Here is a 26,675-nt window from a genome sequence, read left to right as displayed (position 1 = left end):
GGGAGAGAAACATTGAACTACGAACACACGACGGACGCGCTCAAGGCCATGCTGGTGATATCGGGTCGCCTGGAGGAGTGGAGCAGCAAGCTGCACAAGCAATCGGAAGACACGCAGGCTGCGATTCGGGCCACCCGGGAACGCGAGGAGGCGCGCTTCATGCAAGACATCCTGGCCATGCACGAAGGGCAGCAACGGCGTATCGAGGCGGCACTGCGGCCAAGAATCGTCCGGGCATGGCAGATGGTCGCTGCGTTGGCCGGCCTGGGTATCCTGCTCTTCACCGGCTTCCTGCTTCTGTTGAACCGCGCCAACACCCGATTGAAAGCCGCCGAGATTCGAGCCGGTGCCGCCGAGATTCGCGCTGATGTGCAGGAAGCGCTTCGCCATGTGGATATCGTCTCCTGCGGCGGGCGACCCTGCATTCGCATCGACCGGCGGACGCCGATATGGAAGAGCGGAAATGCCGAATACGCCGTCGTCGACGGAGGAAGCGCAGCCGGTAAAAAACGATGAACGCCGGGCGCATCGAATCGCCAGCGCGGCCCGGCATCGGTCGGAATTATCGATCTCCGTCCTCGCCGGACAGCAGCAATGGGTTCGGCGCATGCCGCGCGAAGCCGGCCTCGGCGACCAACAGGTCCAGCCCCAGCGATGCGAGGTCGTCCGCGAACGGGTCGGACTGCATGTCGTGCACCTGGAAGAACAGCTTGGAATACGTGTGGCAGTCGGCGCAGGTCTCCGCCTTGACCAGGCCGCTGTCGCCTTCGATGGATTGCAGGGAAAGATGGCGCGTGCCGCCGCAGGTGATGCATACGGCGCGCACATGGTTCCACGCGGTGGAGCACATCGAGCAGTACAGGTAGCGCGTGCCGGGCGTGGTGCCGCTTGCCGTGATCACGCCAGCCACCGGCGGTGAACCGCAGCACGGGCAAAGGCCGCGTTCTTCGAGAAGGCGAAGTTCGTCGACGTTCAAGCGCGCGGCGGAACAGGTGAAATACACCTGCAAGGCCGCCGCGACGAAGACAGCGGCGCCCGCGTCGGCGGTGGTCACGCGGCCGCGCAGGAAGTTGTCGGCCAGCCGGTCCAGTGTGGCGTCGTCGCCGCGTCGCAACGCTTCCATGGCGTCGAGGGCGGGAGGTGGTAAACCTGCGACGTCGATGCGATCGAGCAGCAGCATCAACCCATCGCGCCATGAAGCGTCACGCCGATGGCCGTCCGCGGCCAATGGCGGCAATCGCGCTTCCGTCGCCAGGGCCACGGCATCGGCTCCCAGCGTGCCTGCGGGGCCGAGCGTCGTCGCGACGGCATGCTGCGCGCGTGCCAGTCCCGCCATGAAACGCAGCCATGCTTCCATCGGATGGCCGGCCGCCAGGTCGTCCAGCCGCTTCGCGGTCGCCGCGAAGCGGCGCGATGGATCGGCGAGCAGGATCGGGTCGGGAGCCTTCACGCCGGCGTGGGAGGGTCCGCTCCACTTGGCGTTCGGTGGTGCCTCGGCTTGCTTCACGGATGCTTCCTGGGGGTGGTCTTGTCACGCTGGCCCGAGGCCAGGTCCCAAAACCACTTGCGATGGTGATGCCAGGCCCAACCCGGGGTCACGTAGCCCTGGGTCATGCTGCGCACCGAGTTGCGAATCCAGATGGCCGCATAGACGTGGGCCACCCAGACGAGGATGGCCGCGATGGCCGCCAGGCTATGGATGAGCACGGCCACGCGTTGCACCCCGATCGAGGTGGCTTCGCCGAAATAGACTTCCCAGATCAGCAGTCCGGTGAGGAACAGCACCGGGATCAGCAGCGTCATCGCCCAGAACACGGCCTTCTGGCCGCTATTGTTGCGGCCGATGGGTGGCACGTGTTCGTCGTCGTTGGTGACGACCTGGACGATCGCCTTCGACCAGGCGATGTCCTCGCGTGCCGGAAGGTTCACGCGCCAGAACTGGATGATCATGCCGATCCAGCTGAGCATGAAGAAGACGCCGAACCACGGGTGTGCCGCACGCGCCCATTGACCGCCGCCGAACAGGCCGGACAGGAAGAACAGCATCGGATGGAACATGGACAAACCGGACAGGAGCAGCAGGACGAAGAGTCCGGCGTTGATCCAGTGGTTGATCCGGTTCGCCGTGGTGTAGCGGGTGATCGCGTACTTCGGGCGGGTCATGACTTCTCCTCCGGGTCCGGTTCGCGCTCTCCACGCAGGGCACGCGCGGCCTCTTCCTCGTCCTCTTCCGTGATTTCGTTCGGGCCCACGGTGATCCAGTGGAAGAAACCGGCGATGGCGGCGAAGGCGATGCCCGCCACGGCCAGCGGCTTGATGATGCCCTTCCACGCCTCGACCACGGGGCTGATGCGCGGCTTGTCGGGCAGGCCGGAATAAAGCGACGGCTTGTCCGCATGGTGCAGCACGTACATCACGTGCGTGCCGCCGACCTCCTTCGGATCGTACAGGCCGGCATTCTCGAAGCCACGCGATTTCAGGTCCTCGATGCGTTCACCGGCCCAGTGGGTCATGTCGCTCTTGGAACCGAACATGATGGCGCCGGTGGGGCAGGCCTTGACGCAGGCAGGTTCGAGCCCGACCGATACGCGGTCGGAACACAGGGTGCACTTGTACGACTTGTGGTCTTTCTTGCTGATCCGGGGAACGTCGAACGGGCAGCCCTTCACGCAGTAGCCGCAGCCGATGCACTTGTCGCTGATGAAGTCGACGATGCCGTTGGCGTACTGCACGATCGCGCCGGGTGCCGGGCACGCCTTCAGGCAGCCCGGGTCCTCGCAGTGCATGCAGCCATCCTTGCGGATCAGCCATTCGAGGTTGCCCTGTTCGTTCTCGTACTCGGCGAACTTCATCAGGGTCCATACGCTCGGCCCCAGGTCCATGGGGTTCTCGTAGGAGCCTTCGAAGTGCCCGATCTCCGGACGCAGGTCGTTCCACTCCATGCAGGCCGATTGGCAGGCCTTGCAGCCGATGCAGCGGCTGACGTCGATGAGCTTGGCGACCTGGTCCTCGTGGCTGCGCGCCACGGGGGGCGTCATCGTCGAGGCCGAGCGCCGGACATAGTCTTGGGATTGCAGGTCTGACATGTCGTTGGCCTCAGGCTGCGACCGGTGCGCTGGTCTTTTCCACGTTCACCAGGAACGCCTTGAACTCCGGCGTCTGCGTATTGGCGTCGCCGACGGACGGCGTCAGCGTGTTCGCGCCATAGCCCTTCCTGGCCTGGCCGGTGAAGCCCCAGTGCAGCGGCACGCCGATCACGTGGGCCGGCTTGCCATCCACGATGAGCGGCTTGATCCGCTTGGTCACATAGGCCTTGCACACCACTTCGCCACGCTTGGACGACACCTTCACCCAGCCGCCTTGCTCGATGCCCTTCTCCTTCGCCAGGACCTCGCCGATCTCGACGAATTCCTCCGGCTGGAGGATCGCGTTGATCAGCGCGTGCTTGGTCCAGAAATGGAAATGTTCGGTGAGACGGTACGTGGTCGCCACGTACGGGAAGTCCTTGGCGTTTCCGAAGGCGGAGCGATCGTCGGCGAAGACTCGGGCCACTGGGTTGGCGTTGACCTTCGGATGCAGCACGTTCTCCACGGGCGATTCCATCGGCTCGTAGTGCTCCGGGAACGGGCCTTCCGCCATCAGGTTGCGGGCGAACAGTCGGCCCATGCCTTCGGCGTTCATGATGAAGGGACCGACACCGTCGGAGGGCTTCACGGTCGGGCCGTAGTCGGGCACGTCGATGCCGACCCAGCGCGTGCCGTTCCATTCGATCACCGGCTTCTTCGGGTTCCAGGCCTTGCCTTCGAGGTTCGCGCTGGCGCGGTTGTACAGGATGCGCCGGTTGGCCGGCCACGCCCACGCCCAGTTCGGAGCGATGCCTTGCTCGCGTGGATCGGTCGCGTCGCGGCGGGCCATCTGGTTGCCCTTTTCGGTGAACGAACCGGTGAAGATCCAGCAGCCCGCCGCGGTGGTGCCGTCGTCGCGCAGTTGGGCGAAGGCGTCCAGCAACGTGCCTGCCTTGGTCGTCACGCCCGTGGCCGGGTCGGTGATGTCGACCAGCGCGCGGCCGTTCATGTCCTTGGCCAGTTCCTCCGGGTCCGGGGCGACCGGATCGGTGTACTTCCAGCTGACGTTGAGGATCGGATCGGGGAAGGCGCCGCCTTCCTTGCGATACAACTCGCGTAGGCGATGGAAGATGCCGCTCATGATCCAGATGTCGGACATGGCTTCGCCCGGCGCCTCGGCGGCCTTCCAGTGCCATTGCAGCCAGCGCGCCGAATTGACCAGCGAGCCGTTTTCCTCGGCGAAGCAGGTGGTCGGCAACTGGAATACCTCGGTCTGGATCTCCGCGGGCTTGGCCGGATTCTGCGGACCGAAGTCCTGCCAGAAGCGGGAGGTCTCCGTGTCCAGCGGGTCCATGGTGACGAGGAACTTGAGCTTGCTGAGGCCGCGGCGGATCTTGCCGCGGTCGGGGAAGGCCTGCAGCGGATTGAAACCCTGGCAGATATAGCCGTTCATCTGCCCGGCGTTCATCATCTCGAACGCCCTGATGATGTCGTACAGGGGTACGTCGAGCTTGGGCAACCAGTCGTAGGCCCAGTTGTTTTCCTGCGTCGCGGCGTCGCCATACAAGGACTTCTGAAGGCTGACCACGAACTTGCGGTAGTTCTGCCAGTAGCTGGTCTGGCCGGGACGCAAGGGCTTGAACAGCTTCGTCGACATGTATTCGTCGAAGCTGGTTTCCTTGTCGTTGGGCAGGGTCAGGTAGCCGGGCATCTGGTTGGACAGCAGGCCGACGTCGGTCAGTCCCTGGATGTTGGAATGCCCGCGCAGCGCGTTCATGCCGCCGCCGGCCACGCCGATGTTGCCCAGCAGCAGCTGGATCATCGCCATCGCGCGGATGTTCTGCGCGCCCACCGTGTGCTGCGTCCAGCCCAGCGCGAACAGGCTGGTCATGGCCTTGTCCGGTGCGGCGGTGCTCGCGAACAACTCGCAGATGTGCAGGAACTTGTCCTGCGGCGTGCCCGTGATGCGCGAGACCATTTCCGGCGTGTAGCGTGCCACGTGCCGCTTGAGCAGGTTGATCACGCAGCGCGGGTCCTGCCAGCTGTCGTCCGATTTGGCGAAACCCTGCTCGTCCAGTTCGTAGTCCCAGCTCGACTTGTCGTAGCTATGGGTTTCGCTGTTGTAGCCGCTGAACAGGCCGTCCTGGAAGTCGAAGCCTTCCTTCACGATCAGGCCGGCGTTGGTGTACGCGCGTACGTACTCGTGCTGGATGGCGTCCTTTTCCAGCAGATAGCGCATCACGCCACTCAGGAACGCGATGTCCGTGCCCGGCCGGATGGGGGCGTAGTAATCGGCCACGGAGGCCGTGCGGGTAAAGCGCGGATCGACCACGACGAGCTTGGCGCCGTTCTCGATCTTCGCCTCGATCACCCACTTGAACCCGCAGGGGTGCGCTTCGGCGGCATTGCCGCCCATCACCAGGACGACGTTGGCGTTCCTGATGTCCTGCCAGGTGTTGGTCATCGCACCGCGACCGAATGATGGGGCCAGACTGGCCACCGTCGGTCCGTGTCAGACGCGCGCCTGGTTGTCGAACACCACCATGCCGAGGGAACGGGCGACCTTCCACGTGAGGAAGGCGGTCTCGCTGGACGAGGCCGAGGCCGCCAGCATGCCGGTGCTGGTCCAGCGGTTGACCGTGGTGCCGGCCGCGTTCGTGGCGATGAAGTGCTTGTCGCGATCTTCCTTCATCAGCCTGGCAATGCGATCCAGGGCGAAATCCCAGGAGACGTCCTTGAACTCGGTGCCTCCCGGTTCGCGATAGCGTGGCGTCTTCAGGCGGGTGGGCGCATGCACGATATCGAGCAGGGCCGAGCCCTTCGGGCACAGGGTGCCGCGGTTCACCGGATGGTCCGGATCGCCCTCGATATGGATGATGTTCGACAGGGCGTTCTTCGCCCGGTCGCCCATGCTGTAGATGAGGATTCCGCAGGCGACAGAGCAATACGTACAGGTATTGCGTGTTTCAGTCGCATGGGTGAGCTTGAAGGGGCGGACGGCCGCGGCTTGCGCCACGCCCGATCCCCCGAAGCCGAGCATGCCCATGCTGGACGCTGCCAGGCCCAGGCCCGTGAACTTGATGAACTCGCGGCGGGTGAGTGCCATCGCTTGAGCTCCCTAGGAACTTGGCTAGACATACCGCCTTGTCCAGGCGGGGACGCGGCCCTGGGATCGTCATGGAATGACGGGACCGGCCGCTCATTCAGGAAGGTACATGAAGTTCCCCTTCGGGTCGATGACGTTTTTGCACGTTTCCACCGCCACGTTAGGTACTCGTGAAAGCCACGGCGTCATGCGCATGCAGGCTCTCCTGGTGTTCCAGCCGGACCTGGAAGCCGGCCAGGCCCGCGTCGCCGTCGAGCACCCGCTGTATCCGTCGCGCCGCGTCCTCGCAGAACATGAGGTTGCCGCCGTTGGCCAGTGCGAAAGCCTGCTCGTCCTCGCGCTTGACCGCGGTCTGCGCGGGCGTGCCGAGGGCCCCTTCGACCGCGTCGAGCAGGCCGATGAGGTTCGGCGTGGCGCCTGCGGCGTAGCGCACTTGCAGGCGTGCCACGCTGCGCTGCGCATGGGGGGTGGCGACGATGCCCTGCTCGCTGCCCAGCCATGCCAGCACGGCGGCGCGATCCAGCGGCGCATCGGCCGCGAAGTCGGTGGCGAACCGCTCCTGGATCAGTTGCCGCGCCAGGGCGGCGGACGCCGGGCAGGTGGACGAATAGGTCACTTCCGTCGTCAGGCCGAGATGGAATCCCCGCGCATCCCGCGTGGCCTCGATCGCCACGGGATACGCGCGCCAGCCGCTGTTGTCGCTGCGCAACGCACGCCGGCGCACGAGGTGCTGGAAGCGGATGTCCACGCGCGCGCGATCCGCCAACCCGGCATGGGAATCGAGGAAGGCCCGCAGCATGGCGTCGAGCGTTCCCGCGTCGAGCGTTCGCGAGCCGAGGTACTCGTCCACCATCAGGTAGAGCCGCGACATGTGGATGCCGCGCACGTCCGGCCGCGCCAGGTTGACGAAGGCGCCGATCTTCGCCGCCGCGACCTGCGGCGCGCCGTCACCGGCATCGAACCTGATCGGGGCGTCGATGCCGTCCATGCCCACCCATTCGAGCGGGGCGCCGAAACGCGGAGCGGTCTGCGTGGCGACATCGGGCATCGCGCCCGTCGTGTCCGAAAGGATCTTCATGGGGCGTTGCCGGATCAGTGGTTGGTTGGGGGTTCGCTCGTTCGCAACGCGGCGACCGCCGAGGCGGCGTTCACCTCGAGCATGCCGTTGGTGACGGTGCTCGTGCGCAGGAGGATGTCCCGGGCGGTACGTGCGTCGAGCCGTGGCGCGAGGGACAGCAGGAGCGCGACGATCCCGCTGACGTGTGCCGTGGCCATCGATGAGCCCGAGGTGAAGTCGTATCCACCGCCTGGTTGGGTGGTGAGGATATCGTTGCCCGGGGCGCTGACGATGCCGGGTGGCGCGGGCGTGGTGGCGCTGGATCGCACCACGATCACGCCGGGCGCGTTGTCGGGGAAGCCTCCGGTGGTGCCGTCGGGTGGCAGCGCCGCGACCACGATGCGCCCCTGGCCCACGAGCTGCGCCAGCAACTTGCCGAGCAGTGGATCGGCGGGACCGCCCAGGCTGAGGTTGACGATGCGTGCGTCGGTATCGTTGACGGCGGCGAGGGCCTTGGCCAGCGTGAACGAGTTGCAGCGCGCGGCGTGCTGGCCGGGTGGATACCAGCAGGCCTTGTAGATGCTCAGTCGCGACTTCGGCGCGATGCCCACCATGCCCTGGCGGTTGTCGCCCACTGCGGCGATCACGCCCGCCACCTCGGTGCCATGGCGATCGTGGTTGAAAGCGGAGGTGTCGTTGTCGACGGCGTCGCCGCTGTCGTGGATATGGCCTTGCAGGTCGGGATGCGACATGTCGACACCGGTGTCGACGATCGCCACGTGCACGCCCTGGCCCTGCGTCGTGGTATGCGCCACGGCGGCGTGCGTTTCCACGAAGCCGCGCTGCAGGTCGGTATAGGGGTCGTTGTATTTCTTCCCGTCTGGCGGGGCGTCCGAGTAGACGGAATAGTCCTGTAACGCCTGCGCCAGCTGCACGCGGCCGTCGCTGGCCAGCTGTGCGACCAGGGCATCGCGGTTGGCCCCCGGTGGTGGCTTCAGCACCACGCAGTACGCGCCCAGCGCCTTGATCGGCCAGCCGGCGACCTCGCGCATGCCGTAGGCGCGCTTGATGTCGGACAGTACCGAAACGGCGCGCTGCCCGGCGCCGTAGCTCGCCGAGGGCGCATAGCCAAGCAGGTTGGAACCGGCATGCGTGGAGGCCGGTTCCAGCGGATTGGCCACGACCAGCACGATGTCGCGTTCGCTATCCATCGAGGCGACGCCGCCGGCCGGTGCCGATGCGGCGCCCGCATCGCTTGTCCGCGCCAGGTCCGGTCGCACCGGTGCGCAGGCGGCGAGGGTGGAGAGCAGCGTCGCCAGGACGAGGGAAGCCTGCTTCATGGGGTATCGGTGACGGGTTCCGCGAAACGGATGCCCGGATCGGCACGCAGGCCTTGCAGGATCTGCGGCGCCGGCGTGTTGCCGTCAGCGGACACCAGCGTGTACGCACCCACGTCGTTCGGGCCACCGACCACGCGCAAGTGGTACTGGCGCAGCAGCGCGTTCCATTCGGCCACTTTCAGTGTCGCCACGGGTACCACATGGAGCGAACCGGGCGCGGCGGGCGCGGATTCCTGGCTCAGCGTGCGGTACACCGGCGCGGCGGCATGGCCGGCGCCTTCGCCGCCGAGCTTGATCCCCAGCACGCCGATTCCGACGGCCTGGACCAGTACCGCGGCGACCAGCGCGCGCGTCAACCAGCTGGACGATGCCGTGCGGCGCGACGTGGCGGCCTGCTGCGGGTCCGCTTCATCGATGCGTGCCAGCAGGCGGGCGAGCCCCGCTTCCGCGTCGACATCCAGCTCGGGCGACAGCGCCAACGCGGCGCGCAGCCGTTCCTGCTGCGCGAATTCCTCGCGGCAGGCCTGGCACTCGGCCAGGTGCATGTTCAGCCAGGCGCCCTGCACGGGCGACGCGTCACCCTGGAGCACCCAGGGCATCGCTTCCCAGGCGCGCGGGCAATCCCGGCCGATATCCTTCTGGAAAGTCATGGCACGATCTCCCTGTTGATGGTTCGCTCGCCGGCAAGCCCCGGGAGCACGTTGCGCAGTTTCACCCGCGCATGGAAAAGCCGTGCTTTCACGGTGCCCACCGGGCATTGCATGATCGTCGCGACATCGTCGAGCGTGTGGCCGATGCCGTAGACCAGTTCGATCACCACGCGCTGGTCCGCCGAGAGACGATCCAGGCCCTTGCCGAGCCAGTCGCGCATTTCGCGGTCGTCTCCGGGATCGTGCGAGGGCGTGCGGTCTTCCGGCACGCTGTCCTCGTCCACGGGCTCGCTACCGTGCTGGCGTAGCGCTTTCAGGCCGCAGCGATAGGCGATGCCCATGATCCAGGTGGATACGCGGGAATCGCCCTGGAACGTGGCCGCCTTCTGCCAGGCGATCCAGAAGCAGTCGTTGATCGCTTCCTCGATGACGTCCGTGCGCCGGGTCAGGCGTGAAAGGAAGCGGACGAGCCGCCCGTGGTATCCGCGGTACATGACCGCCAGCGCGGCGCGATCGCCGGCCGACATGCGCTGTAGCAGCATGCGGTCGGTGGCGTCGGCGTCGAGTTCGGCTTCGCTCATGGGCTCGGGAGGCATTCGGAGGGGACTCATGAGTACCGGGGTGGGCCCGAAAGGTTGCGCCGGCTACCTTTCAGAAGGCCCACGACACCGTCGCAACCCAGGGTGAGACATCCGGCTGGAAGCCGAGCTTGTCGCGGTTGCTCATGATGTGGGCCAGGTCGACCCGCCATGGGCCCTCGTTCCAGGTCAGGCCCAGGTGGCCATAGTAGTAGTGGTTCCTCCGGTCGTAGTCGCTCCCGCGTGGCGGAATCAATTCCTGCGCCACGCCCGCGCTGGCCGTGACGGCGAGTTGCCGGGCCAGCGGCCAGCGCAGGCCCAGGTCGGCCGCGCCGCGGGGGCGTTGCCCGCCGTAGTCGTTCATGTGCGCCGCCGACACGTTGAACGTGAGCACGTCGCGATAGATCCATCCCACCCCGAGTTCCATGCGGCCGTAGGTGCGCGCCTGGCCGTGGCGGGGATAGTGGTAGTAGAGAAGGTTCGACTGCATCTGCCAGTCGCCGGATAGCGTCCACGAACGCGCCACCTGGGCGAGGGTCTCCACGATACGTCGGGGCGTGCGCAGCTGCGCGCTCGCCGAAGCGCCGACGGACCAGCCATCCGGGAGGGACCAGGTGCCCGCGCCCTGGAGGATGGGACCGGGTGGCGTGATGGCCACGCCGCGATCGACCAGTTGCGAGCCGAGCGCCACCACGCCGCTCCATGCCTGCGACTGCGCCTGCACGGGCGCCACCGCTCCCGCCGCGACGAGCATCCAGATCGCCCCGACGCGATATCGGGACCGGGCGTGCGAGGAACGGTGCTCCAGCATCGGCTGGGTTTCGCCTCAGTGGAGGGTGTCGAGGTAGGAGATGAGGTCGTCCAGTTGCTTGGCGTCGGTGAGGCCGTCGTATTTCATCTTGGTGCCCGGGTTGGCGATCTTCGCAGGTTGCGAAAGATACGTATGCAACTGTTGGGGCGTCCATGTCCACGGGCTTTGCTTCAACGCATCGGAATACTCATAGTCGGTCACACTTCCCGCCTTGCGGCCGACGATACCGAACAGGCTGGGTCCTTTCTTGTTGCGCCCTTCCTTCACCGCATGGCATTCGGCGCATTCGGATTTGAAAACGTCGGCACCGGCCTTGGCGTCGCCGGCGCGGACGGGCGATGCCAGAGCCCAGCCACCGGCGAGCAGGGCCATGGCGGCGAGGCGAAGGGTTTGTCGCACGATCGGGTTCAACACGCGGTCACTCCTGAGAGGGTTAGAAGGCGAGGCTGGCCGTCACGAAGAATGCGTTCAGGTCTCCCGCATTGGTCGGACGGGCTCCCGGCGGGGCGAAGAAGATGTCGTCGCCCCTGCCATTGAAGCGGGTGAAGCGGAACCAGTTGGCGGCCAGTTTCAGGTTGGCGATGGAGGTATACGAGTCGTCCCTGCCAAAGGGGGTCCAGAACACGGTCAGCACGTTGCTGGTGGTGTCGGGACTGCCCGAGGGCCCGTAGCGCGCCACGTCGTTCGAGCCGGTGCTCTTCATGTGGCTGACGGATAGACCGTAGCTTTGTTTGAACGTGTACGTGACGCTCGCGGTCTGGTCGTGCACGTTGCCGTGGTCGCGCGCCTGCACGCCGCCGATCACCGGCGCGCTGCCGTAGTCGCGCCGTTCGAGGATGTTCACGTAGGCCACCTGGACGATGTGCTCGCGGTTTCCCAGGTACTGGTAGGTCAGGTCGTAACCGAGGTCGGTGAGGTCGTCGCTCGGCCCGGAACGGGGCAACTGGCGTTTCGTCGTCAGGCCGACCACGCCGGCGGAGAAGAACTGCCGCTTCATATCCTTCATATAGGCAAGGCGAAAATAGCCCGTGTCGCTCAGCCGCCCGGGATCGCCGGCCACGTTGTAGCCGAGGCGGTCCTGCTGGGAGGTCGGCAAGGCGCGGTAGGTGCCCAGTTCGCCATACCAGTTCGAATCGTAGAGGCCGTACACGCTGGCGCCGATAACGCGGTTGGCGAGCGAATTGGGACTGGAAGGATTGAGCAAGGTGCCGGTGACGCCGGAGGGCCCCAGGTTCGAGAACGACGGCAGCGCGCCGATCGGATCATTGAAACCGGGGCTGTTGTTGACGCTCACGCCGAGCAGCGCGTCCTTGCCATGGACCTTCAGGTCCTTGGCGACGAAACGCAGGTCGACGTTGCTGAGCCGGGGGTTGTAGGTGTTGTGGCCCGTATGGTCGGCTTCGATCTTCACGTAGCCGCCGACCTGGTCGGTGAGCCGTCCCGCCAGGTACAGGTCCCCTTCGCTGAGTTGCGTGCTGCTGTCGCCGCGTGCCGGCGCGGAATGGCTTTCGATCAACTGCATCGACAGCGGAATCTTGTGGCCCTTGCCGTCCGTATCGGTGTAGCCGTTGAGCTTGAAGCGCATGCCGTAGGGTGTGAGCGCGGGACCGTAGGAACCCGCGTGGCAGTCCGCGCAGGACGCACCCGTCTGCCTCGCGTAGGCGGGGATCGCGTGTGCCGCGGTGCTGCCCAGGAGCAGCAGGAGCGTGGCGAGCGCGGCGCGGAGGATGTGTCGTCGGTGCGATATCGGCAACATGGCGGGTTCCTTCTTCCTTTGTCGATCGGTGGCAACGGTAAAGCGGCCGCCGCCCATCAGCGGCGGCGGCCCGGGAGCATCATTCGGAGGGTGTGGTCGCGCAGCACGAAGTGGTGCCACAGCGCCGCGGCGAGGTGCAGCGTGACCAGCGCGAGCAGGGCCCATGCGGCATCCACGTGCAACGACTGCAGCGTGTCCGCCAGATCCTCGTCTTCACCGATAAGGGCGGGCAGGGTGAGGCCGAAGAAGTGGACGGGCATACCCGCGGCGCTCGACATGGCCCAGCCGAGCAGAGGCAGGGCGAGCAACAAAGCATAGAGCGCGACATGCGTGAGCCCCGCGAGCACGCGGACGAGCCGCGAATGGTCGCCGCCGGGTGGCAGCTTGCCGTAGTGGATGCGCAAGGCCACGCGCACGGCGAAGAGCAGCAAGACCAGCAGGCCGGCGTGGCGGTGTCCTTCGAGCAGCCATTGGCGCAAGGCCCGTCCGTCGAGCTCGTCGCGTAGCAGGATCAGCGTCGCTGCCACGCACACGCATACGACGGTCAGCCAGTGCAGTGCCACCAGCTTCCGTGGTCGCGTCGGTGCCGCGTCGTCGTTGCCCGCCATCGTGCCCCATCCATCCTCGTGTTCCGCTTGAGTGCCGACAAGGCGAAGGAAGGTTGTACCGGGGCGGGGACGCAACCTTCGATGACGCCACCGGCACTCAATCCCGACTCTTGCCGCCACCGCCACAGCCGGGCCATCGCATGGACATCCAACCGATTTCCCTGACCTCGCACGGCGACAGCCGGGGAATGCTCGTCGCGCTGGAGCAGGAGAGGAACGTGCCTTTTCCCATCCGCCGCGTTTACTACCTTTTCGCCACCACGCCGGACGTGCATCGCGGCCGCCACGCACACCGGCGGCTGAACCAGCTGGCGATCGCCGTGCGGGGCCGTGTCACCTTCCTTCTCGACGACGGTGGCGGCCCGGTGGAGGTCGTGCTCGACGATCCCACCAAGGGACTCCTGCTGGGCGCGATGGTCTGGCGCGACCTCTACGATTTCAGTGACGACTGCGTCCTGATGGTCCTCGCCGACCAGCACTACGATCCCGACGACTACATCACCGATTACGACGATTTCCTGCGCGAGGCCCGTGGTGGCAAGCGGGTGGAAGGGGTGGCGGGATGGTGAGTGTCGCTCCGCCGCGCGTGCCCTTCCTGGATATCGGCGAGGTGAACGCGCCGTACGCCGACGAACTCAAGGCGGCGGCCATCCGGGTCATCGACTCGGGCTGGTACGTGCTGGGCGAAGAGTTGGTCGCCTTCGAGTGCGAGTTCGCCCGCTATTGCGGTGTGTCGCATACGATCGGGGTCGGCAACGGCCTCGATGCGCTGTCGCTGATCCTGCGCGCCTACCTGGACCGTGGGGTGCTCGTCGAGGGCGACGAAGTCATCGTGCCCGCCAACACCTTCATCGCCAGTTTCCTCGCCGTCACGGTGAACCGGTTGATCCCCGTCCCCGTCGAGCCGGACGAAGCGTCGTTCAACCTCGATCCCGCCCGCGTCGAGGAGGCCGTCGGTCCACGCACGCGCGCCATCATGGCGGTGCATCTTTACGGTCGCCTCGCCGACATGACGGCGCTCGCGGAGATCGCCCGGCGCCGTGGATTGCTGCTGATCGAAGACGCGGCGCAGGCGCATGGCGCCTCCTGGCATGGCCGCAAGGCCGGCTCGCTAGGCCACGCGGCCGCTTTCAGTTTCTACCCCGGCAAGAACCTGGGCGCGCTGGGCGACGGCGGAGCCGTCGTCACGGACGACGACGAACTGGCGGCGGACATCCGCGCCCTGCGCAACTACGGCTCGGCGGAGAAGTACCGGCATGACAGGCTCGGGGCCAACTCGCGTCTGGATGAAATGCAGGCGGCCATGCTGCGCGTGAAGCTGTCCCACCTCGATGCGGACAACGCGCGACGTCGCGTGGTGGCCGAGGCATACCGCGACCGGATACGTCACCCGGAAATCCATCTTCCCGCGGCCGGTGCGCCCGGAGCGCACGTATGGCACCTGTTCGTCGTGCGCAGCGCGCGCCGTCAAGCTCTGCGCGAGCACCTCGCCGCATACGGTATCCACGCACAGGTGCATTATCCCGTCCCGCCGCACCGGCAACCGGCCTATGCCTCGCTACAGGCATGGCGCCTGCCGCTAACCGAGCGCATCCACGCCGAGGTGTTGAGCCTGCCTATCGCCGCGACGCTGCGCGAGGAGCAGATCGAGTGCGTGGTCGAGGCATGCATGTCGTTCGCGGACGGTCCATGAACTTCATCCGCTCGGGATTCTATGCGGCCCTCGGCACGGGCGCCCGGCTTCTCGCCGCGCTGGTGGTGGTGAAACTGGTGGCCTCGTCCGCCGGTCCGGAAGGCGTCGGCCGGCTCGGCCAGTTCATGAGCCTCATGTCCGTGCTGGCCGTGTTCGCTGGCGGGGGCATCAGCTCGGGCGTGGTGAAGTACGTCGCCGAGTACCGCGATGACAGCGCCCGCCTTTCGCGCCTGCTCGCCGCCGCGCTCTGGTACGCGTTGCTCGCTTCCTGCGTCATCGGCGCCGGCACCTTGGTGCTCAGCAGGCAGATCGCGACCTGGCTCATGGGCGATGCCGGGTATGCCAGCCTGGTCCGCGTGCTCGCCGTCGCCCAGCTGGGCATTGCGGTCGTCAACTACATGCTCGCGGTGATCAACGGGTTCATGGACGTGCGGCGGCTCGCGCTCATCCAGGTCACCGGCTCGATCCTGGCGATGCTCGCCGCACTGTGGTTGTCACGCTGGCTGCATCTCTACGGCGCCTTGCTCGCGCTGGTGCTGGGGCAGTCCCTGTGGCTGCTCGTGGCCTTTCCCGCCTGCTGGAGAAGTCCTTACTTCCGTCGCGGGATGCTGCGTATGCGTTTCGACAGGGAGATGACGGGGCGCCTTGCCACGTTCTCCACGATGACGCTGACCTCGGCACTGGTACCGCCCCTGGCCAACATCGCGGTCCGCGACCACCTTGCCCAGCGCTTCGGCTGGGAGCAGGTGGGCTATTGGCAGGCGGTGAGCAGGGTATCCGATGCCTACCTGCTGTTCCTGGTCACCGCGATCACGATCCACTACCTGCCGAAACTGGCTTCGACAAAGGACAAGGCGTCGCTGCTCGCGGAGTTCCGCCAAGCCTACCGGACCTTGTTGCCGACGGTCGCGGCGATCGCGGCGATGGTCTACCTCTTGCGTGAACCGATCACGCGCCTGCTTTTCAGCGTCGATTTCACGGCGGGAGCGAACGACCTCTACGCCCCCCAACTCCTGGGTGACGTCTTCAAGATCGCGTCCTTCATCCTCGCCTACCTGATGCTGGCGAAGTCGATGACCCGACTTTTCATCGTTTCCGAGATCGTCTTCGCCGCGACGTACTTCCTGCTGGTCTGCGCCTTCACCTCCGCCTTCGGCGTGATTGGCGCGATGTACGCCTTCGCCACCAACTATGCCCTCTACCTCGCCTTCAACGTCGTGGTGGTGCGGCGCTACCTGGGAGGGCTCCGGCCGTGACCGTCAAACCGAGTCCCGCATCGATGCCGCTCGTGTCGGTGCTCATACCCGCGTTCAACCACGAGGACTTCGTCCAGCGTTGCCTGGACAGCGTGCTCGACGACCCTTACCCGGCCAAGGAGATCGTCATCATCGACGATGGATCCACGGACCGTACGGCGGAACGCATCGAGGCATGGCTGGCGACCCATGGCGCGGCCATGGCGGTGGAATACGTGAGCCGGGAGAACAAGGGCATCGCGGCCACGTTGAACGAACTGGCGGCTCGCGCGCGCGGCGAGTACCTGCGCATCGGGGCCAGCGACGATTACCTGCTGCCCGGTGGTTCCGACGTCCTGGTCCGCTATCTCATCGAACACCCGCACAAGGGTGCGGCGATCGGAGACTGCATCGTCGTGGACCGTCACGGCGCGAAGATCCTCGACAGCGGGATGTCCGATCTCCACCACGCGAACAAACGCCAGTACTTTTCCGATGATGGCATCCGCCGCGCCGTGATCAGTCACTGGGCGATCGGCGGCCCGGTCACGATGCTGCGCAAGAGCGCACTGGAGACCGTGGCCCGCTGGACCGAGGGTCTGCGTATCGACGATTGGGACCTGTTCCTGCGCCTCGCGGCGAGGGATGCCATCGGCTTCGTTGACGAGAAAGTCTGTGCCTATCGGCTGCATGGCGCGAACTTCAGCAAGACTCGCCATACCGCCACGCGTATCGTCAATCTCACGGAAGCGAGGCAGGTGGCCTTGCGCCGCTTGTGTATGTTCGACGAGCCCGACCGCACCCTGCTTCGCGCCGAGGCGTTCCGCATCGGCGCCAAGATCGCCTTCCTGCAGGGGCGCTCGTGGCTGGTCGCGCTACAGATGATGGCTTATCTGTCATTGCTGTTGCTGTCGCGCATACGTCCCGTGCCGCAGCGTCGTCGGGTTGGCGAAACATGAAGGGGCTCTTGCGTCTGCCGTCGGCCTACCTTTGCCTGCCGCTCCTGCTCGCTTGCGGGATCACCCCGCTGACGTACGACCTGCCTGCCGGCTATGGCCAGGGCATCCTTCTGCTGGTGCTCGCGGCGGCGGCCATCCTGGCGTTCGACGTCGCCGCGGGCATCCGGCTACCGTCGCCCCCCCAGTTTCGTGAGCGGCGGTACGCCGGTACCCGTGAGGCCTTCGTGGCCCTGGCGTTCGCGGCGGTGGTGGTGCTGTTCTGCGTGTTCGACCTCGCGCTCTTCCCCATACCGTTGATCGACGATCCGTCCTCGTACGCGACGATGGAGCCAGGGCGGGAACACCTGCGGCATATCTCCGACATGTGCTGGACCTTGCCCGTCATCGGGTTGTTGTGCACGCGCCACGCGGGGTTGCGCTACGCACTCGTGGCGGTGGGACTGGTGTTTCCCGTCCTCGTCATCGATCGCAACCGCATCTTCGCGGCCTTGTTCTCGATCGCTTTCGTGACGGTCTTTCGCCGCGATGGCACGAAGCCGTTGCCCTGGAAGGCCATCGCCATGCTCGGTCTGCTCGGATGCGTTGTCTTTTCGGTGCTGGGCGCCCTTCGCTCGGGGTCGCTGGATAACGTGACCTTGCCTTTCAGCGACCTCTACAAGGCGGCCCCTCAGGGCATCAAGTGGCTGCTTCTCTATATCAGCGCGGGTCCTTACAACTTCGGCGCGATGCTGGCCAAGCACTATGTGAACCTGGATTTCCTGGTGCACCAGCTGGTGCCGGGCAGCGGTCCCTTGCTGACCGCGGATACCGACATTCCCCTGGACGCGGCGAACATCAACGTGGGCACCGAATACCTTCCGTTCCTGCTTGCCTGGGGCGCGGCAGGGGCCTTGCTCTCGATCGCGGCGGCGTATGGCGTCCTGCTCTGGTGCGTGCGCCGGTTGCGCCCGAACGTGCCGCTCTTCGGTTTGCTGATGTTCCTGCGTATCGCATACGTCGCGGTCATGTCGCCTTTCGCGCCCCAGATCTTTATCTGGATGAACGCCGCGTTCCTCGGTATTTGCCTGCTGCTTCAGTTGCTGGCCGCGCTGCTGCCGAACCGAAGCCCATCCCCTTACCCTTCCTCCGAGTCCCCCGCATGGAACGAGCCGACGAAATCTACCTGATCGACATGTGGCGCATCGTCGTCCTCGAATGGCGCTGGTTCGCCGGCACGGCGGCCATCGTACTCATGCTCACCTTCGCCTACCTGCATGCATCGCGCAGTCAATGGGAGGCGACCACATGGATACAGCTGGGCCAGATGGGCTTCGCGCCGGCTGGGCAGGATCCCAAGATCGAACCGTTTCAACGCACGCTGGAGCGCCTGGAAACCGTTGCTTTCCAGAACGACGTGCTCAAGAGCGTCGGCGTTCCCGTCGACGCTCCCGAGGCCAGACTCTATCGCCGCAGCCTCAAGCTGGAACCACTGCCGTACGCGAACATGATCAAGATCCACGTGCGGGCCTATTCGGAACGGGACGCCAGCCAGCTGGCGTCGGCGACTGTTTCGGTGCTCCAGGCCATTCACGAGCGGATCGGCGCGCGGCCCCTGGAACTGGCGCACGATCGTCTTATGGAGGTCGAAGGCAACCTGAAGCAGGCCAGGATGGACCAGGAGCGGCTGTCGCGCGAAGCCAACAGCGGAAAGGGTGACGAAGCACGGCTGGCCAGCGTGCTGCTCGCCAGCGCGAACGACGAGGTTCGCGCGCTCGAACAGGCGCGCAGTGACCTGGTCGCGCGGCTCGCGGGTAACTACACCTCCGCCACGTCGATGCCCTGGCCGATCGATGCCCCCGAAGGCAGGGTCTTCCCGAACGCGCTGCTGACCTGGGGCATGGGCGTGCTGGCGGCGGCCTTCCTCGCCTCGCTGGCGGCGGTGGCGCGTCAGGCCTTGCGCCGGCGTCATGCACGTGGTGCGACCACGGCGCGCACGGCCTGAGTCAACCAAAGTGCCGTGAGGCGGCACACATGGACATCACACCATGGGTTCGGAGATCGACATGACTGGCCACGCACGGATGGAACGATTGCCGTCCCCGGGAGGCCTCGGCGAGGCGCAACTGCGGGACACGCAAAAGGCGTTCGACAGCGTCGCGGCCGATTACGACGGCCCGCGCGGCAACAACGAGCTCATCCAGCGCATGCGTGGCACGATGTGGAAGACCATCGGCGACGTGTTGCCGAGTGGATCGCGGCTGCTCGACCTCGGTTGCGGCACCGGCCTGGACGCCGTCGAGCTGGCGCGACATGGGTACGAGGTGGTCGCCAGCGACTGGTCGCCGGCGATGGTGGAGCGCACGCGGATGCGCGCCACCGAGGAAGCGGTGGGATCGAAAGTGAGCGCCGTGCATCTCGGCGTGCAGCAGCTTCATCAGTTGGGTGGCCGCTTCGATGGCGTCTACTCGAACTTCGGGCCGCTGAACTGCGCTCCCGACCTGCGTGCGGTGGCGAACGAGTGCGCGCGCCTCGTGCGCCCCGGCGGCAGCCTCGTGTTTTCCGTGATGGGCCGTGTCTGCCCGTGGGAGGTGGGCCACTACGCCGTACGCCGGCGTTTTGGCCGGGCCGGCATACGCTTCGCACGTGGAGCGCAGTCGGTGGGCATGAACGGGCACACCATCTGGACGTACTACTACATGCCGCGCGAGTTCTATGCCGCGTTCGAGCAACACTTCGAACTGGCTGGCTATCGTGCCTTGAGCCTGTTCCTGCCACCGCCTTACATGGTCGACCGCTATCGCCGCCGGCCCGCTTGGTATGAGCGCCTGGGCCGCATGGACGACCGTCTTGGCGGGCTGCGATGGCTGCGCGACATGGGCGATCACTTCCTGATCGTCATGCACCGGCGCTGAGTGTTGGACGCCACGCTTTCCGGTGCCAGCCTGGTCACCACGACCGGCGCCGTGCGCAAGCCCGTGCACCTGGCCGGTGGCCGCATCGTATCGCGTGCCGGCAAGGCCGCGTTCCCGGTGGACCTGCGCGATCACCTGGTCTTTCCCGGCTTGATCAACGCCCATGACCATCTGCAGGTGAACGGCGTGCCTCCGCTTCCCGCCCGCGCACCGTTCCCGAACAGCTACGCGTGGATCGAAGCGTTCCAGCAGCATTTCACCGATCCGTCGGTGGTCGCCGCCCTGGCCATACCCAAGGCGCGGCGGCTGCGCCATGGCGCGCTCAAGAACCTGCTCGCCGGTGTCACCTGCGTCGCACACCACGATCCGTGGCATCCCGCGCTCGACGCGCCGGATTTTCCCGTGGCGCTGCTGCGCGATTACGGTTGGAGCTACACGCTGGACGGACCGGCCTACGGGCCACCCGTGCAGGCGAGTTTCGCCGCCACGCCATCGTCCCGCCCGTGGATCATCCATCTCGCCGAGGGCACCGATGCGGTGGCCGCCGCCGAACTCACGCGGCTGGACCGGCTCGGCTGCCTGGCCGCGAACAGTGTCCTGGTGCACGGCGTGGGCCTGGGAGAACGGGACATCGACCGGGTGATCGCCGTGGGCGCGGCCGTGGTGTGGTGCCCGGGTAGCAACCGGCGCCTGCTTGGCCGTTCCCTCGATCCCCGGCGGTTGCACGCGGAGGGTCGCCTCGCGATCGGTAGCGACTCGCGCCTCAGCGGCGCGCGCGACTTGCTCGAGGAATGGCGGGAGGAGGTTCGGCGAGGCGAGCTGGACAGCCGTGCGTTACTCGCGTTGGCGACCATCGATGCCGCGCGTGTCCTTCGCCTCGCCGGTCGCGGCGGACTCGAACCCGGATGCAAGGGCGACGTGGTGATCGTCGCGGATCGTGGCGGTGACGAGGTGAATAGCCTTGTCGGCCAAAGCCGCGCCGTACTCCGCGCCGTGATACGCGATGGGTTGCCCCGCCTTGCCGACCTCGACTTCGCCGACTGGTTCGCCGCCGCAGGCATCGAGACCGTGGCGGTGACGCTCGATGGGAAGGCGAAGTTGCTCGCCCGTGAACTCGCCGATGCTTGCGTGCTCGCGCTCGAACCGGGGTTGGAAGCGACGACACCGGCGGCGCACGAGCGGCGGCAGGCAGGGGCCTCCCGATGAAAACCACTCCCATCCTCGAACCCGCCGCCGCGTACGCACTCTGGGCCGACAGTTACCCTGCCTACGCGCACAATCCGGTGATGCTTGCCGAGGAGCGCGCGATGCTTGGCTTGTTGCCAAGCGACCTGCACGGCCAATCGGTGGTCGATGCGGGCTGCGGCAGCGGCCGCTACGTGCGCCATGCGGTCGAACGCGGCGCGGCCCGCGTGCGCGGGATCGACCTGTCGCCGGAGATGCTGGAGCGTGCCGCCGCCGCGCTCGCCGACACCGCCACGTGCACCCGTATCGAACTGGGGCAGGGCGATCTGGAGTCGTTGCCGCTGCCTCCGGGCGAGGCCGACATCACGCTATGTGGCCTGGTGATCGGGCACCTCCGGCGGCTTGAGCCGGCGCTTGCGGAACTGCGCCGGGTGACCCGTCCCGGAGGCCTGATCCTCTGCAGCGACGTGCATCCCACCGGCCACGCGCTGGGCTGGCTGCGCGACTTCAAATACGGTGGACAGCGCTATGCGGCGCGCCATACCCCGCACCTCTACAGCCATTGGCACGCGGCCTGCTCGCGCCTCGGCCTGCTCATCGAGCATGTGCTCGAGCCCATGCTCGATACCACGGACATCCCCGGGGGCGCGCACTTCGACCGCGTGGCCCTCGACGTGCCCGTCGCGCTGGTATTCCAGCTGCGCCGCCCCTCCTGAATCCTTGCGACCCGCCTCCATGACCCACGCCCCGAACACCCTGCTGGTCAACCCGACGATCACCTCGCGCGGTAGCGCCCGTTTTCCTCTCTCACTGCTTCACCTGGCCGCGGCACTGGACCGCACGGGCACGAGCCGGATCGTGGATGGCAACATCGACCGCGACGTCGTCGGCGCGACCTTGCGCGCGATCGAAACAGAACGCTTCGATGCCGTCGGCATCAGTGTCATGGGTGGCCCACAGATGGCACCGTCCATCGCCGTGTCGAAGGCGATCCGCGAGCGCTTCCCCCACATGCCCATCGTGTGGGGCGGCTATTTCCCCACCCTTTACACCGATACCGCGCTTTCCGCGCCCTACGTGGATTACGCCATTCGCGGGCAAGGCGAGGAAAGCCTGCCCGAACTGATGGCCGCGCTCGGCCGGCCCGACCGCGATGTTTCGCGCATCGGCGGGCTGTCCTGGAAGCACGACGGCGATGTCGTGCACAACCCCGGCCGCCGCTTCTCGCTCGGCGACAGCGGCATCGTGTTGCCGTACGGCAAGCTGGGCGATCCGCGCCGTTACCTGGCGCCCACCTTCCTCGGCCGGCGCACGGCCGCACATCAGGCCGCGATCGGTTGCCGTTTCCGCTGCACGTTCTGTGGCGTGGCCGCGATGTTCGGCGGCACGACGGCCTTGCCCGCCGCGGTCCGCCTGGAGCGCGACCTGAGCTATCTCAAGCACGGGCTCGGCGCCGATTCGATCCAGTTCTTCGACCACAACTTCTTCGATCGCGAAGAGGACATGGTGCCGCTGCTGGAAGTGATGGCGAAGCTGGAGCTTCCCTGGTGGTGCTACGCGCGTTCCGACGCCTTGCTCAACCTCTCGGAAAGCTCGTGGAAGCTGGTGCGCAAGAGCCGGCTGCGCATGGCCTATATCGGCGCGGAGTCCCCCAGTGGCGCGATGCTGAAGGAAATCCGCAAGGGCACGCGGCCCGACCAGACCCTGGAGGTTGCGGAACTGTGCCGCCGCCATGGCGTGATTCCCGAACTCTCGTTCATGGTCGCCCCGCCGCAGAACACCGAGGAAGAGACCTTGCACACCTTCGAGTTCATCCGCGAACTGAAGAAGATCAATCCGCAATCGGAAATCATCGTCTACATCTACACGCCGCTGCCGGAAGGCAGCAAGCACGAGAAGGATCGTGGCAAGCGCGCTTCCGCGCCCCTGCTCGACCTGGATGGCGAGCCGGTGATCTTTCCGGCGACGCCGGAGGAATGGACGCAGAAGCGGTGGGTCGACTATGCCTGCCACGCGGACGCGCCGTGGCTGTCGGACGACCTGCGCCGGTATATCCAGGACTTCGTCACGGTGCTGCGCTGCCGCTTCCCCACGGTGCAGGACCTGCGCTCGCCGCCCTGGGCAAAGCGCGGCCTGAGTGCGATGGCGTCATGGCGCTATCGCGGGCGGAAATACGACAAGCCGTGGGAACTGAATCTCGCCAACCGGCTGGTGCGGCTGCGCCTGCCGCAGGTATCCGGCCTCTGAGCAGGCGGATCGCATGCGCGCCGTATTGATCAACTTCGTCGCCGCGCCCGCGGAACTCGACGCCGACGCGATCTTCGATCTATGGCCTTCGCTGGCCGATATCTCCGAAGCTATCGCCAGCGGGGGCACGCGGGTGACCGCGGTCCAGATGGCGGGTTTCAGCCAGCACGTGGTGCGTCGCGGCATCGACTACCACTTCATCGATAGCCGCGACATGCGCGGCGCCGGCGACCTGGGCAGATGCGCGGCGCGTCTCGCCGGCGAGGCCGGCGCGGATGTCGTGCACGTGCACGGCCTTGCTTTCGCGCGACACGCCGCGGTGCTGACGCGATGTCTTCCCGGCGTGCCGGTGGTCCTGCAGGATCACGCGAATGGCCTGCCGTCGCGATGGCGGCACATGCCCTGGCGGCGATGGTATGGCGCGGCGGCGGGCATCGTCTTCACCGCGCTCGAACAGGCCGAACCGTTCACGCGGCGGCGTTTGTTCGGCAGGCATACGCGGTTGATCGCGATTCCCGAAAGCAGCAGCCGCTTCATGCCGGGCGATCGTGATGCCGCGCGTGCGGCCACCGGTTTGCGCGGCGACCCCTGCGTGCTCTCCGTCGGACACCTGACCGCGGGAAAGGATCCGTTGACGATGCTCGACGGCATCGCCAAGGCCAGCGAGCGGTTGCCTGGCCTGCAACTATGGTGCGCGTATGGCACGGCGCCGTTGTTGCCCTGTGTGCGCCGCAGAATCGATGGCGATGCGCGTCTCGCTGGACGCGTCCACTTGCTGGGAGCCGTACCTCATGCCGACATCGAGCGCCTCATGCACGCGGCCGACTTCTTCGTCTCGGCGAGCCTCGCCGAAGGATCGGGCTACGCCTTGTTGGAGGCGATGGCCTGCGGTCTCCGTCCGGTGGTGACGGACATTCCGTCGTTCCGCGCGATCACGGGCGCCGGGCGCATCGGCAAGCTGTGGTCGCGTGGCGACGCGACGGCGCTGGCCGGGGCTCTCGTCGCGGCGGCATCGGACGTCGCGGCATCGGGCATCGCGCGGGACGAGGTGCGCGACCATTTCGACGCGTCCTTGTCGTTCGCCGCGCTGGGCCGTCAGTGGGCCGAGGCGTACCGCCAACTGGTGGACGGAAGGAAGGCCGCATGAAGATCGCACTGGTGCTTCCCGGCGGTGTGGACCGGGGAGGCGAACAGCGGGTGATCCCCGTGTTCCTCGCCCTGATCGAACGCCTCGCGAGAGCGCACCAGGTGCACGTGTTCGTGCTGCACCAGGAGTCGGAAGCCGGAACCTGGTCATTGCGCGGCGCGACGATCCACAACATAGGCGAAGGCCGCACCGTATGGCGTGGCATCGCGGCGATTCGCGCCGAACATCGGCGTGCGCCTTTCGACGTCGTCCAGTCGATCTTCTCCGGGCACTGTGGCCTGATCGGCGTGGTGGCGGCGACATCGCTGCGGCTTCCCGTTTTCGTGCATATCGCTGGGGGCGAGCTGGTCGCCCTGCATGCTATCGGCTACGGCGGAAGGCGAAAGTGGCGGGGCCGGCTGCGCGAGGCGGTGACCCTGCGCATGGCGAAGGCGGTGACCGCCGCGAGCATGCCGATCGTCGATGCGTTGCACGCGTTGGGCGTCCCGGCCACACGGGTGCCCCTGGGTGTCGATGTGGACGCTTGGACGCCGCTCCCGCCACGGCCGCGCGGCGATCGGCTGCCGAAACTGATCCATGTAGCCAGCCTCAACCGCGTGAAGGACCAGGCGACCTTGCTGCGTGCATTGGCGATCCTGGCCAACGCGGGCGTCGACTTCGACATGCGCATCGTCGGCGTGGATACGCTCGGCGGTGAAATGCAGGAACTCGCGCGTTGCCTGGGCATCGAGCGGCGGGTCACCTTCCTCGGGTTTCGCACGCAGGCGGAGTTGCGGCCGCTGGTGGCTTCGTCCGACCTGCTGGTGATGTCGTCGTTGCACGAGGCGGGACCTTTGGTCCTTCTGGAAGCCGCCGTGGCGGGCGTGCCGACGGTGGGTACGGCCGTGGGCCACATCGCCGAATGGGCCAACGTAGCGGCATTGGCGGTGCCGGTGGGCGATGCGAACGCGCTTGCCGACGCGATGGCTCGCGTGCTGGACGACGATGCCCTGCGCATGCGACTCGCGGGCGAAGCGCAGCGCCGCGCGCTGGCGGAAGACGCCGACCACACGGCGGTGATCTTCGAGGACATGTACCGCACGTCACGGCCGTCGCTTCCATGAAGGCGGAAGCGGCGGCCCGTCGATGCTTCAACCCGCCACGACGGCATCCAGCGCCTTGCGCACCACGTACATCGTGTCCATGCGCGGTATCGGGCGGGTGAGCCAGGCCAGGAGGCGGCGCCGATGGCCGAGGCTCACCCAGCTCTGATCCTGGAGCCAGACCTGGGTCCGGATCATGTCTGCACGCTCCTTCACGCTTTCCTCGGTGGGCCGGAGCCGGTTCTTCAGGCACCGGGCCGCTTCGTTTATCGAACGCGACCATTCGACACCGGGAAGGGCGTGCAGCCATAGGTTGGAGCAGGAGACGTGGGTCAGTGTCTGCCGGCGCGCAACCATGCGCAGCACGAGCGGGCCATCGCGACGGAGCCGCTTGAGCACGGTCCTGGGCACGGCGTCGCGGTAATAGCGCGCGACGAGTTCGAGTGGTGGCAGTGCCCACCAGGGACGCTCGCCGGACCAAAGCACCTCCCAGTCGTCCGGCCGCATGCGCGTGGCGAGCAGCGCGATGTCGTTGAGGTGAAGCAGGCGCAGGCTGCGCCCACACATGTTGCCCGCGGCGTGCAGCAACAAATGGCCCATCAACGCGCCGGGTGACGGATAGGGTTGGATGCCGGGACGAGCATCGTGCGGACGGACACTGGACGTGATGTCCACCGTGTCGAGCGGCAGCCGTTCGTGGATGCGCGTATGCAGTTCGATGTTGATCGGCGTGTCGCGATGCTCGCCAAGCCCCGCGACCGCATCGCCCGCCGACGGCTTGAACACGCGGTGCTTCCACTGCGCGAACGATTCCTCGTAACCGATGGCGACGAGCATGCCGGCCGTAGCGTCCGCATCGGCCTCGTCCACGAGGAGATCCACGTCCGCCATCGGCCGATCGCCTGGGGCGTACAAGCCCAGCGCATGCAACGCGGCACCCTTCAGGGCGATCATCGGCAAGCCGGCGTCACGGGCTTCCGCGTCGATACGGCGCAACAGGGTGGCGATCCGCTCGTGGCGCTGGATGACATGCTGGCGCTGGTCGACGAGGAAGCGCCGCCACGAAGGCCGTTGCCAGGTGGAGAAACGGCAAAGCAGCGGCGAAACGCCGTGGGCGACAGCGGCGGCCGACGCGAGCCGCCATTCGAGGTCGGTCCAGTCGGGCATCGCGGTGCCGGGTTGGGCGAGGGCGAGTTCGGCCGCCAACGTCTCCGTGGTTCGGCGCAGACCGTGCTTGACGAGCTTCAGTGGCGGCAACATGGCGT

General features: G+C 66.7%; 26 protein-coding genes. 13 read left to right on the top strand and 13 right to left on the bottom strand.

The window, feature by feature from the left end:
• Positions 1-12 precede the first annotated feature (12 nt).
• A complete protein-coding gene (locus J2T07_RS14980; RefSeq protein ID WP_306850912.1) occupies positions 13-516 on the top strand; it encodes a hypothetical protein in 504 nt (167 codons plus the stop codon).
• Positions 517-562: 46 nt separating this feature from the next.
• Here the strand turns inward: J2T07_RS14980 and fdhE are convergent, their stop codons facing one another.
• From fdhE to J2T07_RS14920, 12 genes are all read right to left on the bottom strand, one after another.
• A complete protein-coding gene (gene fdhE / locus J2T07_RS14975) occupies positions 563-1,507 on the bottom strand; it encodes a formate dehydrogenase accessory protein FdhE (RefSeq protein ID WP_306850911.1) in 945 nt (314 codons plus the stop codon).
• A complete protein-coding gene (locus J2T07_RS14970) occupies positions 1,504-2,163 on the bottom strand; it encodes a formate dehydrogenase subunit gamma (protein WP_306850910.1) in 660 nt (219 codons plus the stop codon). The genes fdhE and J2T07_RS14970 overlap by 4 nt, the downstream gene beginning before the upstream one ends.
• Complete coding sequence (gene fdxH, locus J2T07_RS14965; protein WP_306850909.1) at positions 2,160-3,086, bottom strand: formate dehydrogenase subunit beta; 927 nt, start codon at positions 3,084-3,086, stop codon at positions 2,160-2,162. Before fdxH ends, J2T07_RS14970 begins: the two co-directional genes overlap by 4 nt.
• Before the next feature lie 10 nt (positions 3,087-3,096).
• Positions 3,097-6,171 carry a formate dehydrogenase-N subunit alpha gene (gene fdnG / locus J2T07_RS14960; protein ID WP_306850908.1) on the bottom strand — a complete coding sequence of 1,025 codons (3,075 nt, stop codon included), beginning with the start codon at positions 6,169-6,171 and terminating at the stop codon, positions 3,097-3,099.
• Between the two features lie 160 nt (positions 6,172-6,331).
• Positions 6,332-7,249 (bottom strand): GTP cyclohydrolase FolE2, encoded by a 918-nt coding sequence (gene folE2 / locus J2T07_RS14955; protein ID WP_430539366.1) that lies wholly within the window; start codon positions 7,247-7,249, stop codon positions 6,332-6,334.
• 14 nt (positions 7,250-7,263) lie between these two features.
• Positions 7,264-8,568 carry a S8 family serine peptidase gene (locus tag J2T07_RS14950; RefSeq protein ID WP_306850907.1) on the bottom strand — a complete coding sequence of 435 codons (1,305 nt, stop codon included), beginning with the start codon at positions 8,566-8,568 and terminating at the stop codon, positions 7,264-7,266.
• Entirely contained in the window at positions 8,565-9,218 is a 654-nt protein-coding gene (locus J2T07_RS14945) for an anti-sigma factor family protein (protein WP_306850906.1), read from the bottom strand. The genes J2T07_RS14950 and J2T07_RS14945 overlap by 4 nt, the downstream gene beginning before the upstream one ends.
• Positions 9,215-9,799 (bottom strand): RNA polymerase sigma factor, encoded by a 585-nt coding sequence (locus J2T07_RS14940; RefSeq protein ID WP_306850905.1) that lies wholly within the window; start codon positions 9,797-9,799, stop codon positions 9,215-9,217. The genes J2T07_RS14945 and J2T07_RS14940 overlap by 4 nt, the downstream gene beginning before the upstream one ends.
• Before the next feature lie 70 nt (positions 9,800-9,869).
• Positions 9,870-10,607, bottom strand: coding sequence for a hypothetical protein (locus J2T07_RS14935; protein WP_306850904.1), 738 nt, complete (start codon positions 10,605-10,607; stop codon positions 9,870-9,872).
• A gap of 15 nt (positions 10,608-10,622) precedes the next feature.
• Positions 10,623-10,979: a c-type cytochrome gene (locus tag J2T07_RS14930; protein WP_430539370.1), complete on the bottom strand. Its 357-nt coding sequence runs from the start codon at positions 10,977-10,979 to the stop codon at positions 10,623-10,625.
• Positions 10,980-11,040: 61 nt separating this feature from the next.
• The gene (locus J2T07_RS14925) at positions 11,041-12,363 is read right to left on the bottom strand and encodes a cytochrome C (RefSeq protein WP_306850903.1); all 1,323 of its coding nucleotides are present in this window, start codon (positions 12,361-12,363) and stop codon (positions 11,041-11,043) included.
• A 56-nt stretch (positions 12,364-12,419) separates the two neighbouring features.
• Positions 12,420-12,971: a cytochrome b gene (locus tag J2T07_RS14920; RefSeq protein WP_306850902.1), complete on the bottom strand. Its 552-nt coding sequence runs from the start codon at positions 12,969-12,971 to the stop codon at positions 12,420-12,422.
• 140 nt (positions 12,972-13,111) lie between these two features.
• Here J2T07_RS14920 and J2T07_RS14915 point away from each other — a divergent pair, with 140 nt between their 5' ends.
• The 12 genes from J2T07_RS14915 (at position 13,112) to J2T07_RS14860 (ending at position 25,431) form a co-directional block, all read left to right on the top strand.
• On the top strand, positions 13,112-13,540 hold the full coding sequence (locus tag J2T07_RS14915) for a sugar 3,4-ketoisomerase (RefSeq protein ID WP_306850901.1): 429 nt from the start codon (positions 13,112-13,114) through the stop codon (positions 13,538-13,540).
• Positions 13,534-14,664, top strand: coding sequence for a DegT/DnrJ/EryC1/StrS family aminotransferase (locus tag J2T07_RS14910; RefSeq protein ID WP_306850900.1), 1,131 nt, complete (start codon positions 13,534-13,536; stop codon positions 14,662-14,664). The genes J2T07_RS14915 and J2T07_RS14910 overlap by 7 nt, the downstream gene beginning before the upstream one ends.
• Positions 14,661-15,920 carry an O-antigen translocase gene (locus J2T07_RS14905; protein ID WP_306850899.1) on the top strand — a complete coding sequence of 420 codons (1,260 nt, stop codon included), beginning with the start codon at positions 14,661-14,663 and terminating at the stop codon, positions 15,918-15,920. The genes J2T07_RS14910 and J2T07_RS14905 overlap by 4 nt, the downstream gene beginning before the upstream one ends.
• Before the next feature lie 23 nt (positions 15,921-15,943).
• Positions 15,944-16,858 (top strand): glycosyltransferase, encoded by a 915-nt coding sequence (locus J2T07_RS14900; protein WP_306851244.1) that lies wholly within the window; start codon positions 15,944-15,946, stop codon positions 16,856-16,858.
• A complete protein-coding gene (locus J2T07_RS14895; protein ID WP_306850898.1) occupies positions 16,855-18,024 on the top strand; it encodes a hypothetical protein in 1,170 nt (389 codons plus the stop codon). Before J2T07_RS14900 ends, J2T07_RS14895 begins: the two co-directional genes overlap by 4 nt.
• Complete coding sequence (locus tag J2T07_RS14890; protein ID WP_306850897.1) at positions 17,997-18,839, top strand: hypothetical protein; 843 nt, start codon at positions 17,997-17,999, stop codon at positions 18,837-18,839. The genes J2T07_RS14895 and J2T07_RS14890 overlap by 28 nt, the downstream gene beginning before the upstream one ends.
• 79 nt (positions 18,840-18,918) lie before the next feature.
• A complete protein-coding gene (locus J2T07_RS14885) occupies positions 18,919-19,749 on the top strand; it encodes a class I SAM-dependent methyltransferase (RefSeq protein WP_306851242.1) in 831 nt (276 codons plus the stop codon).
• Entirely contained in the window at positions 19,750-20,955 is a 1,206-nt protein-coding gene (locus tag J2T07_RS14880; RefSeq protein WP_306850896.1) for an amidohydrolase family protein, read from the top strand. It abuts the gene before it with no gap.
• A complete protein-coding gene (locus J2T07_RS14875; RefSeq protein WP_306850895.1) occupies positions 20,952-21,650 on the top strand; it encodes a class I SAM-dependent methyltransferase in 699 nt (232 codons plus the stop codon). The genes J2T07_RS14880 and J2T07_RS14875 overlap by 4 nt, the downstream gene beginning before the upstream one ends.
• Before the next feature lie 19 nt (positions 21,651-21,669).
• A complete protein-coding gene (locus J2T07_RS14870) occupies positions 21,670-23,181 on the top strand; it encodes a B12-binding domain-containing radical SAM protein (RefSeq protein WP_306850894.1) in 1,512 nt (503 codons plus the stop codon).
• Positions 23,182-23,194: 13 nt separating this feature from the next.
• On the top strand, positions 23,195-24,328 hold the full coding sequence (locus J2T07_RS14865; protein WP_306850893.1) for a glycosyltransferase family 4 protein: 1,134 nt from the start codon (positions 23,195-23,197) through the stop codon (positions 24,326-24,328).
• Positions 24,325-25,431, top strand: a complete 1,107-nt coding sequence (locus J2T07_RS14860) for a glycosyltransferase family 4 protein (RefSeq protein ID WP_306850892.1) — start codon at positions 24,325-24,327, stop codon at positions 25,429-25,431. The genes J2T07_RS14865 and J2T07_RS14860 overlap by 4 nt, the downstream gene beginning before the upstream one ends.
• A 27-nt stretch (positions 25,432-25,458) precedes the next feature.
• Here J2T07_RS14860 and J2T07_RS14855 read toward each other — a convergent pair whose 3' ends face one another.
• The gene (locus J2T07_RS14855) at positions 25,459-26,670 is read right to left on the bottom strand and encodes a nucleotidyltransferase family protein (protein WP_306850891.1); all 1,212 of its coding nucleotides are present in this window, start codon (positions 26,668-26,670) and stop codon (positions 25,459-25,461) included.
• Positions 26,671-26,675: the final 5 nt, after the last annotated feature.

Origin of the sequence: Luteibacter jiangsuensis, assembly GCF_030812295.1 — a bacterium.
In the GTDB taxonomy this organism is placed as follows: Bacteria; Pseudomonadota; Gammaproteobacteria; order Xanthomonadales; family Rhodanobacteraceae; genus Luteibacter; species Luteibacter jiangsuensis_A.
This window is presented reverse-complemented; position numbering and strand designations above follow the sequence as displayed.

Bases quoted from the DNA above. Each gene is read 5' to 3' on its own strand.
- J2T07_RS14945 (WP_306850906.1), bottom strand. From the start codon at position 9,218: ATGACTTTCCAGAAGGATATCGGCCGGGATTGCCCGCGCGCCTGGGAA.
- J2T07_RS14860 (WP_306850892.1), top strand. From the start codon at position 24,325: ATGAAGATCGCACTGGTGCTTCCCGGCGGTGTGGACCGGGGAGGCGAA.
- J2T07_RS14875 (WP_306850895.1), top strand. From the start codon at position 20,952: ATGAAAACCACTCCCATCCTCGAACCCGCCGCCGCGTACGCACTCTGG.
- J2T07_RS14890 (WP_306850897.1), top strand. From the start codon at position 17,997: ATGGAACGAGCCGACGAAATCTACCTGATCGACATGTGGCGCATCGTC.
- fdxH (WP_306850909.1), bottom strand. From the start codon at position 3,086: ATGTCAGACCTGCAATCCCAAGACTATGTCCGGCGCTCGGCCTCGACG.
- J2T07_RS14885 (WP_306851242.1), top strand. From the start codon at position 18,919: ATGGAACGATTGCCGTCCCCGGGAGGCCTCGGCGAGGCGCAACTGCGG.
- J2T07_RS14910 (WP_306850900.1), top strand. From the start codon at position 13,534: ATGGTGAGTGTCGCTCCGCCGCGCGTGCCCTTCCTGGATATCGGCGAG.
- J2T07_RS14970 (WP_306850910.1), bottom strand. From the start codon at position 2,163: ATGACCCGCCCGAAGTACGCGATCACCCGCTACACCACGGCGAACCGG.
- J2T07_RS14855 (WP_306850891.1), bottom strand. From the start codon at position 26,670: ATGTTGCCGCCACTGAAGCTCGTCAAGCACGGTCTGCGCCGAACCACG.
- J2T07_RS14870 (WP_306850894.1), top strand. From the start codon at position 21,670: ATGACCCACGCCCCGAACACCCTGCTGGTCAACCCGACGATCACCTCG.
- J2T07_RS14895 (WP_306850898.1), top strand. From the start codon at position 16,855: ATGAAGGGGCTCTTGCGTCTGCCGTCGGCCTACCTTTGCCTGCCGCTC.
- J2T07_RS14925 (WP_306850903.1), bottom strand. From the start codon at position 12,363: ATGTTGCCGATATCGCACCGACGACACATCCTCCGCGCCGCGCTCGCC.
- J2T07_RS14915 (WP_306850901.1), top strand. From the start codon at position 13,112: ATGGACATCCAACCGATTTCCCTGACCTCGCACGGCGACAGCCGGGGA.
- J2T07_RS14900 (WP_306851244.1), top strand. From the start codon at position 15,944: ATGCCGCTCGTGTCGGTGCTCATACCCGCGTTCAACCACGAGGACTTC.
- folE2 (WP_430539366.1), bottom strand. From the start codon at position 7,249: ATGAAGATCCTTTCGGACACGACGGGCGCGATGCCCGATGTCGCCACG.
- J2T07_RS14905 (WP_306850899.1), top strand. From the start codon at position 14,661: ATGAACTTCATCCGCTCGGGATTCTATGCGGCCCTCGGCACGGGCGCC.
- J2T07_RS14930 (WP_430539370.1), bottom strand. From the start codon at position 10,979: ATGGCCCTGCTCGCCGGTGGCTGGGCTCTGGCATCGCCCGTCCGCGCC.
- J2T07_RS14865 (WP_306850893.1), top strand. From the start codon at position 23,195: ATGCGCGCCGTATTGATCAACTTCGTCGCCGCGCCCGCGGAACTCGAC.
- J2T07_RS14920 (WP_306850902.1), bottom strand. From the start codon at position 12,971: ATGGCGGGCAACGACGACGCGGCACCGACGCGACCACGGAAGCTGGTG.
- J2T07_RS14950 (WP_306850907.1), bottom strand. From the start codon at position 8,568: ATGAAGCAGGCTTCCCTCGTCCTGGCGACGCTGCTCTCCACCCTCGCC.
- J2T07_RS14935 (WP_306850904.1), bottom strand. From the start codon at position 10,607: ATGCTGGAGCACCGTTCCTCGCACGCCCGGTCCCGATATCGCGTCGGG.
- J2T07_RS14940 (WP_306850905.1), bottom strand. From the start codon at position 9,799: ATGAGCGAAGCCGAACTCGACGCCGACGCCACCGACCGCATGCTGCTA.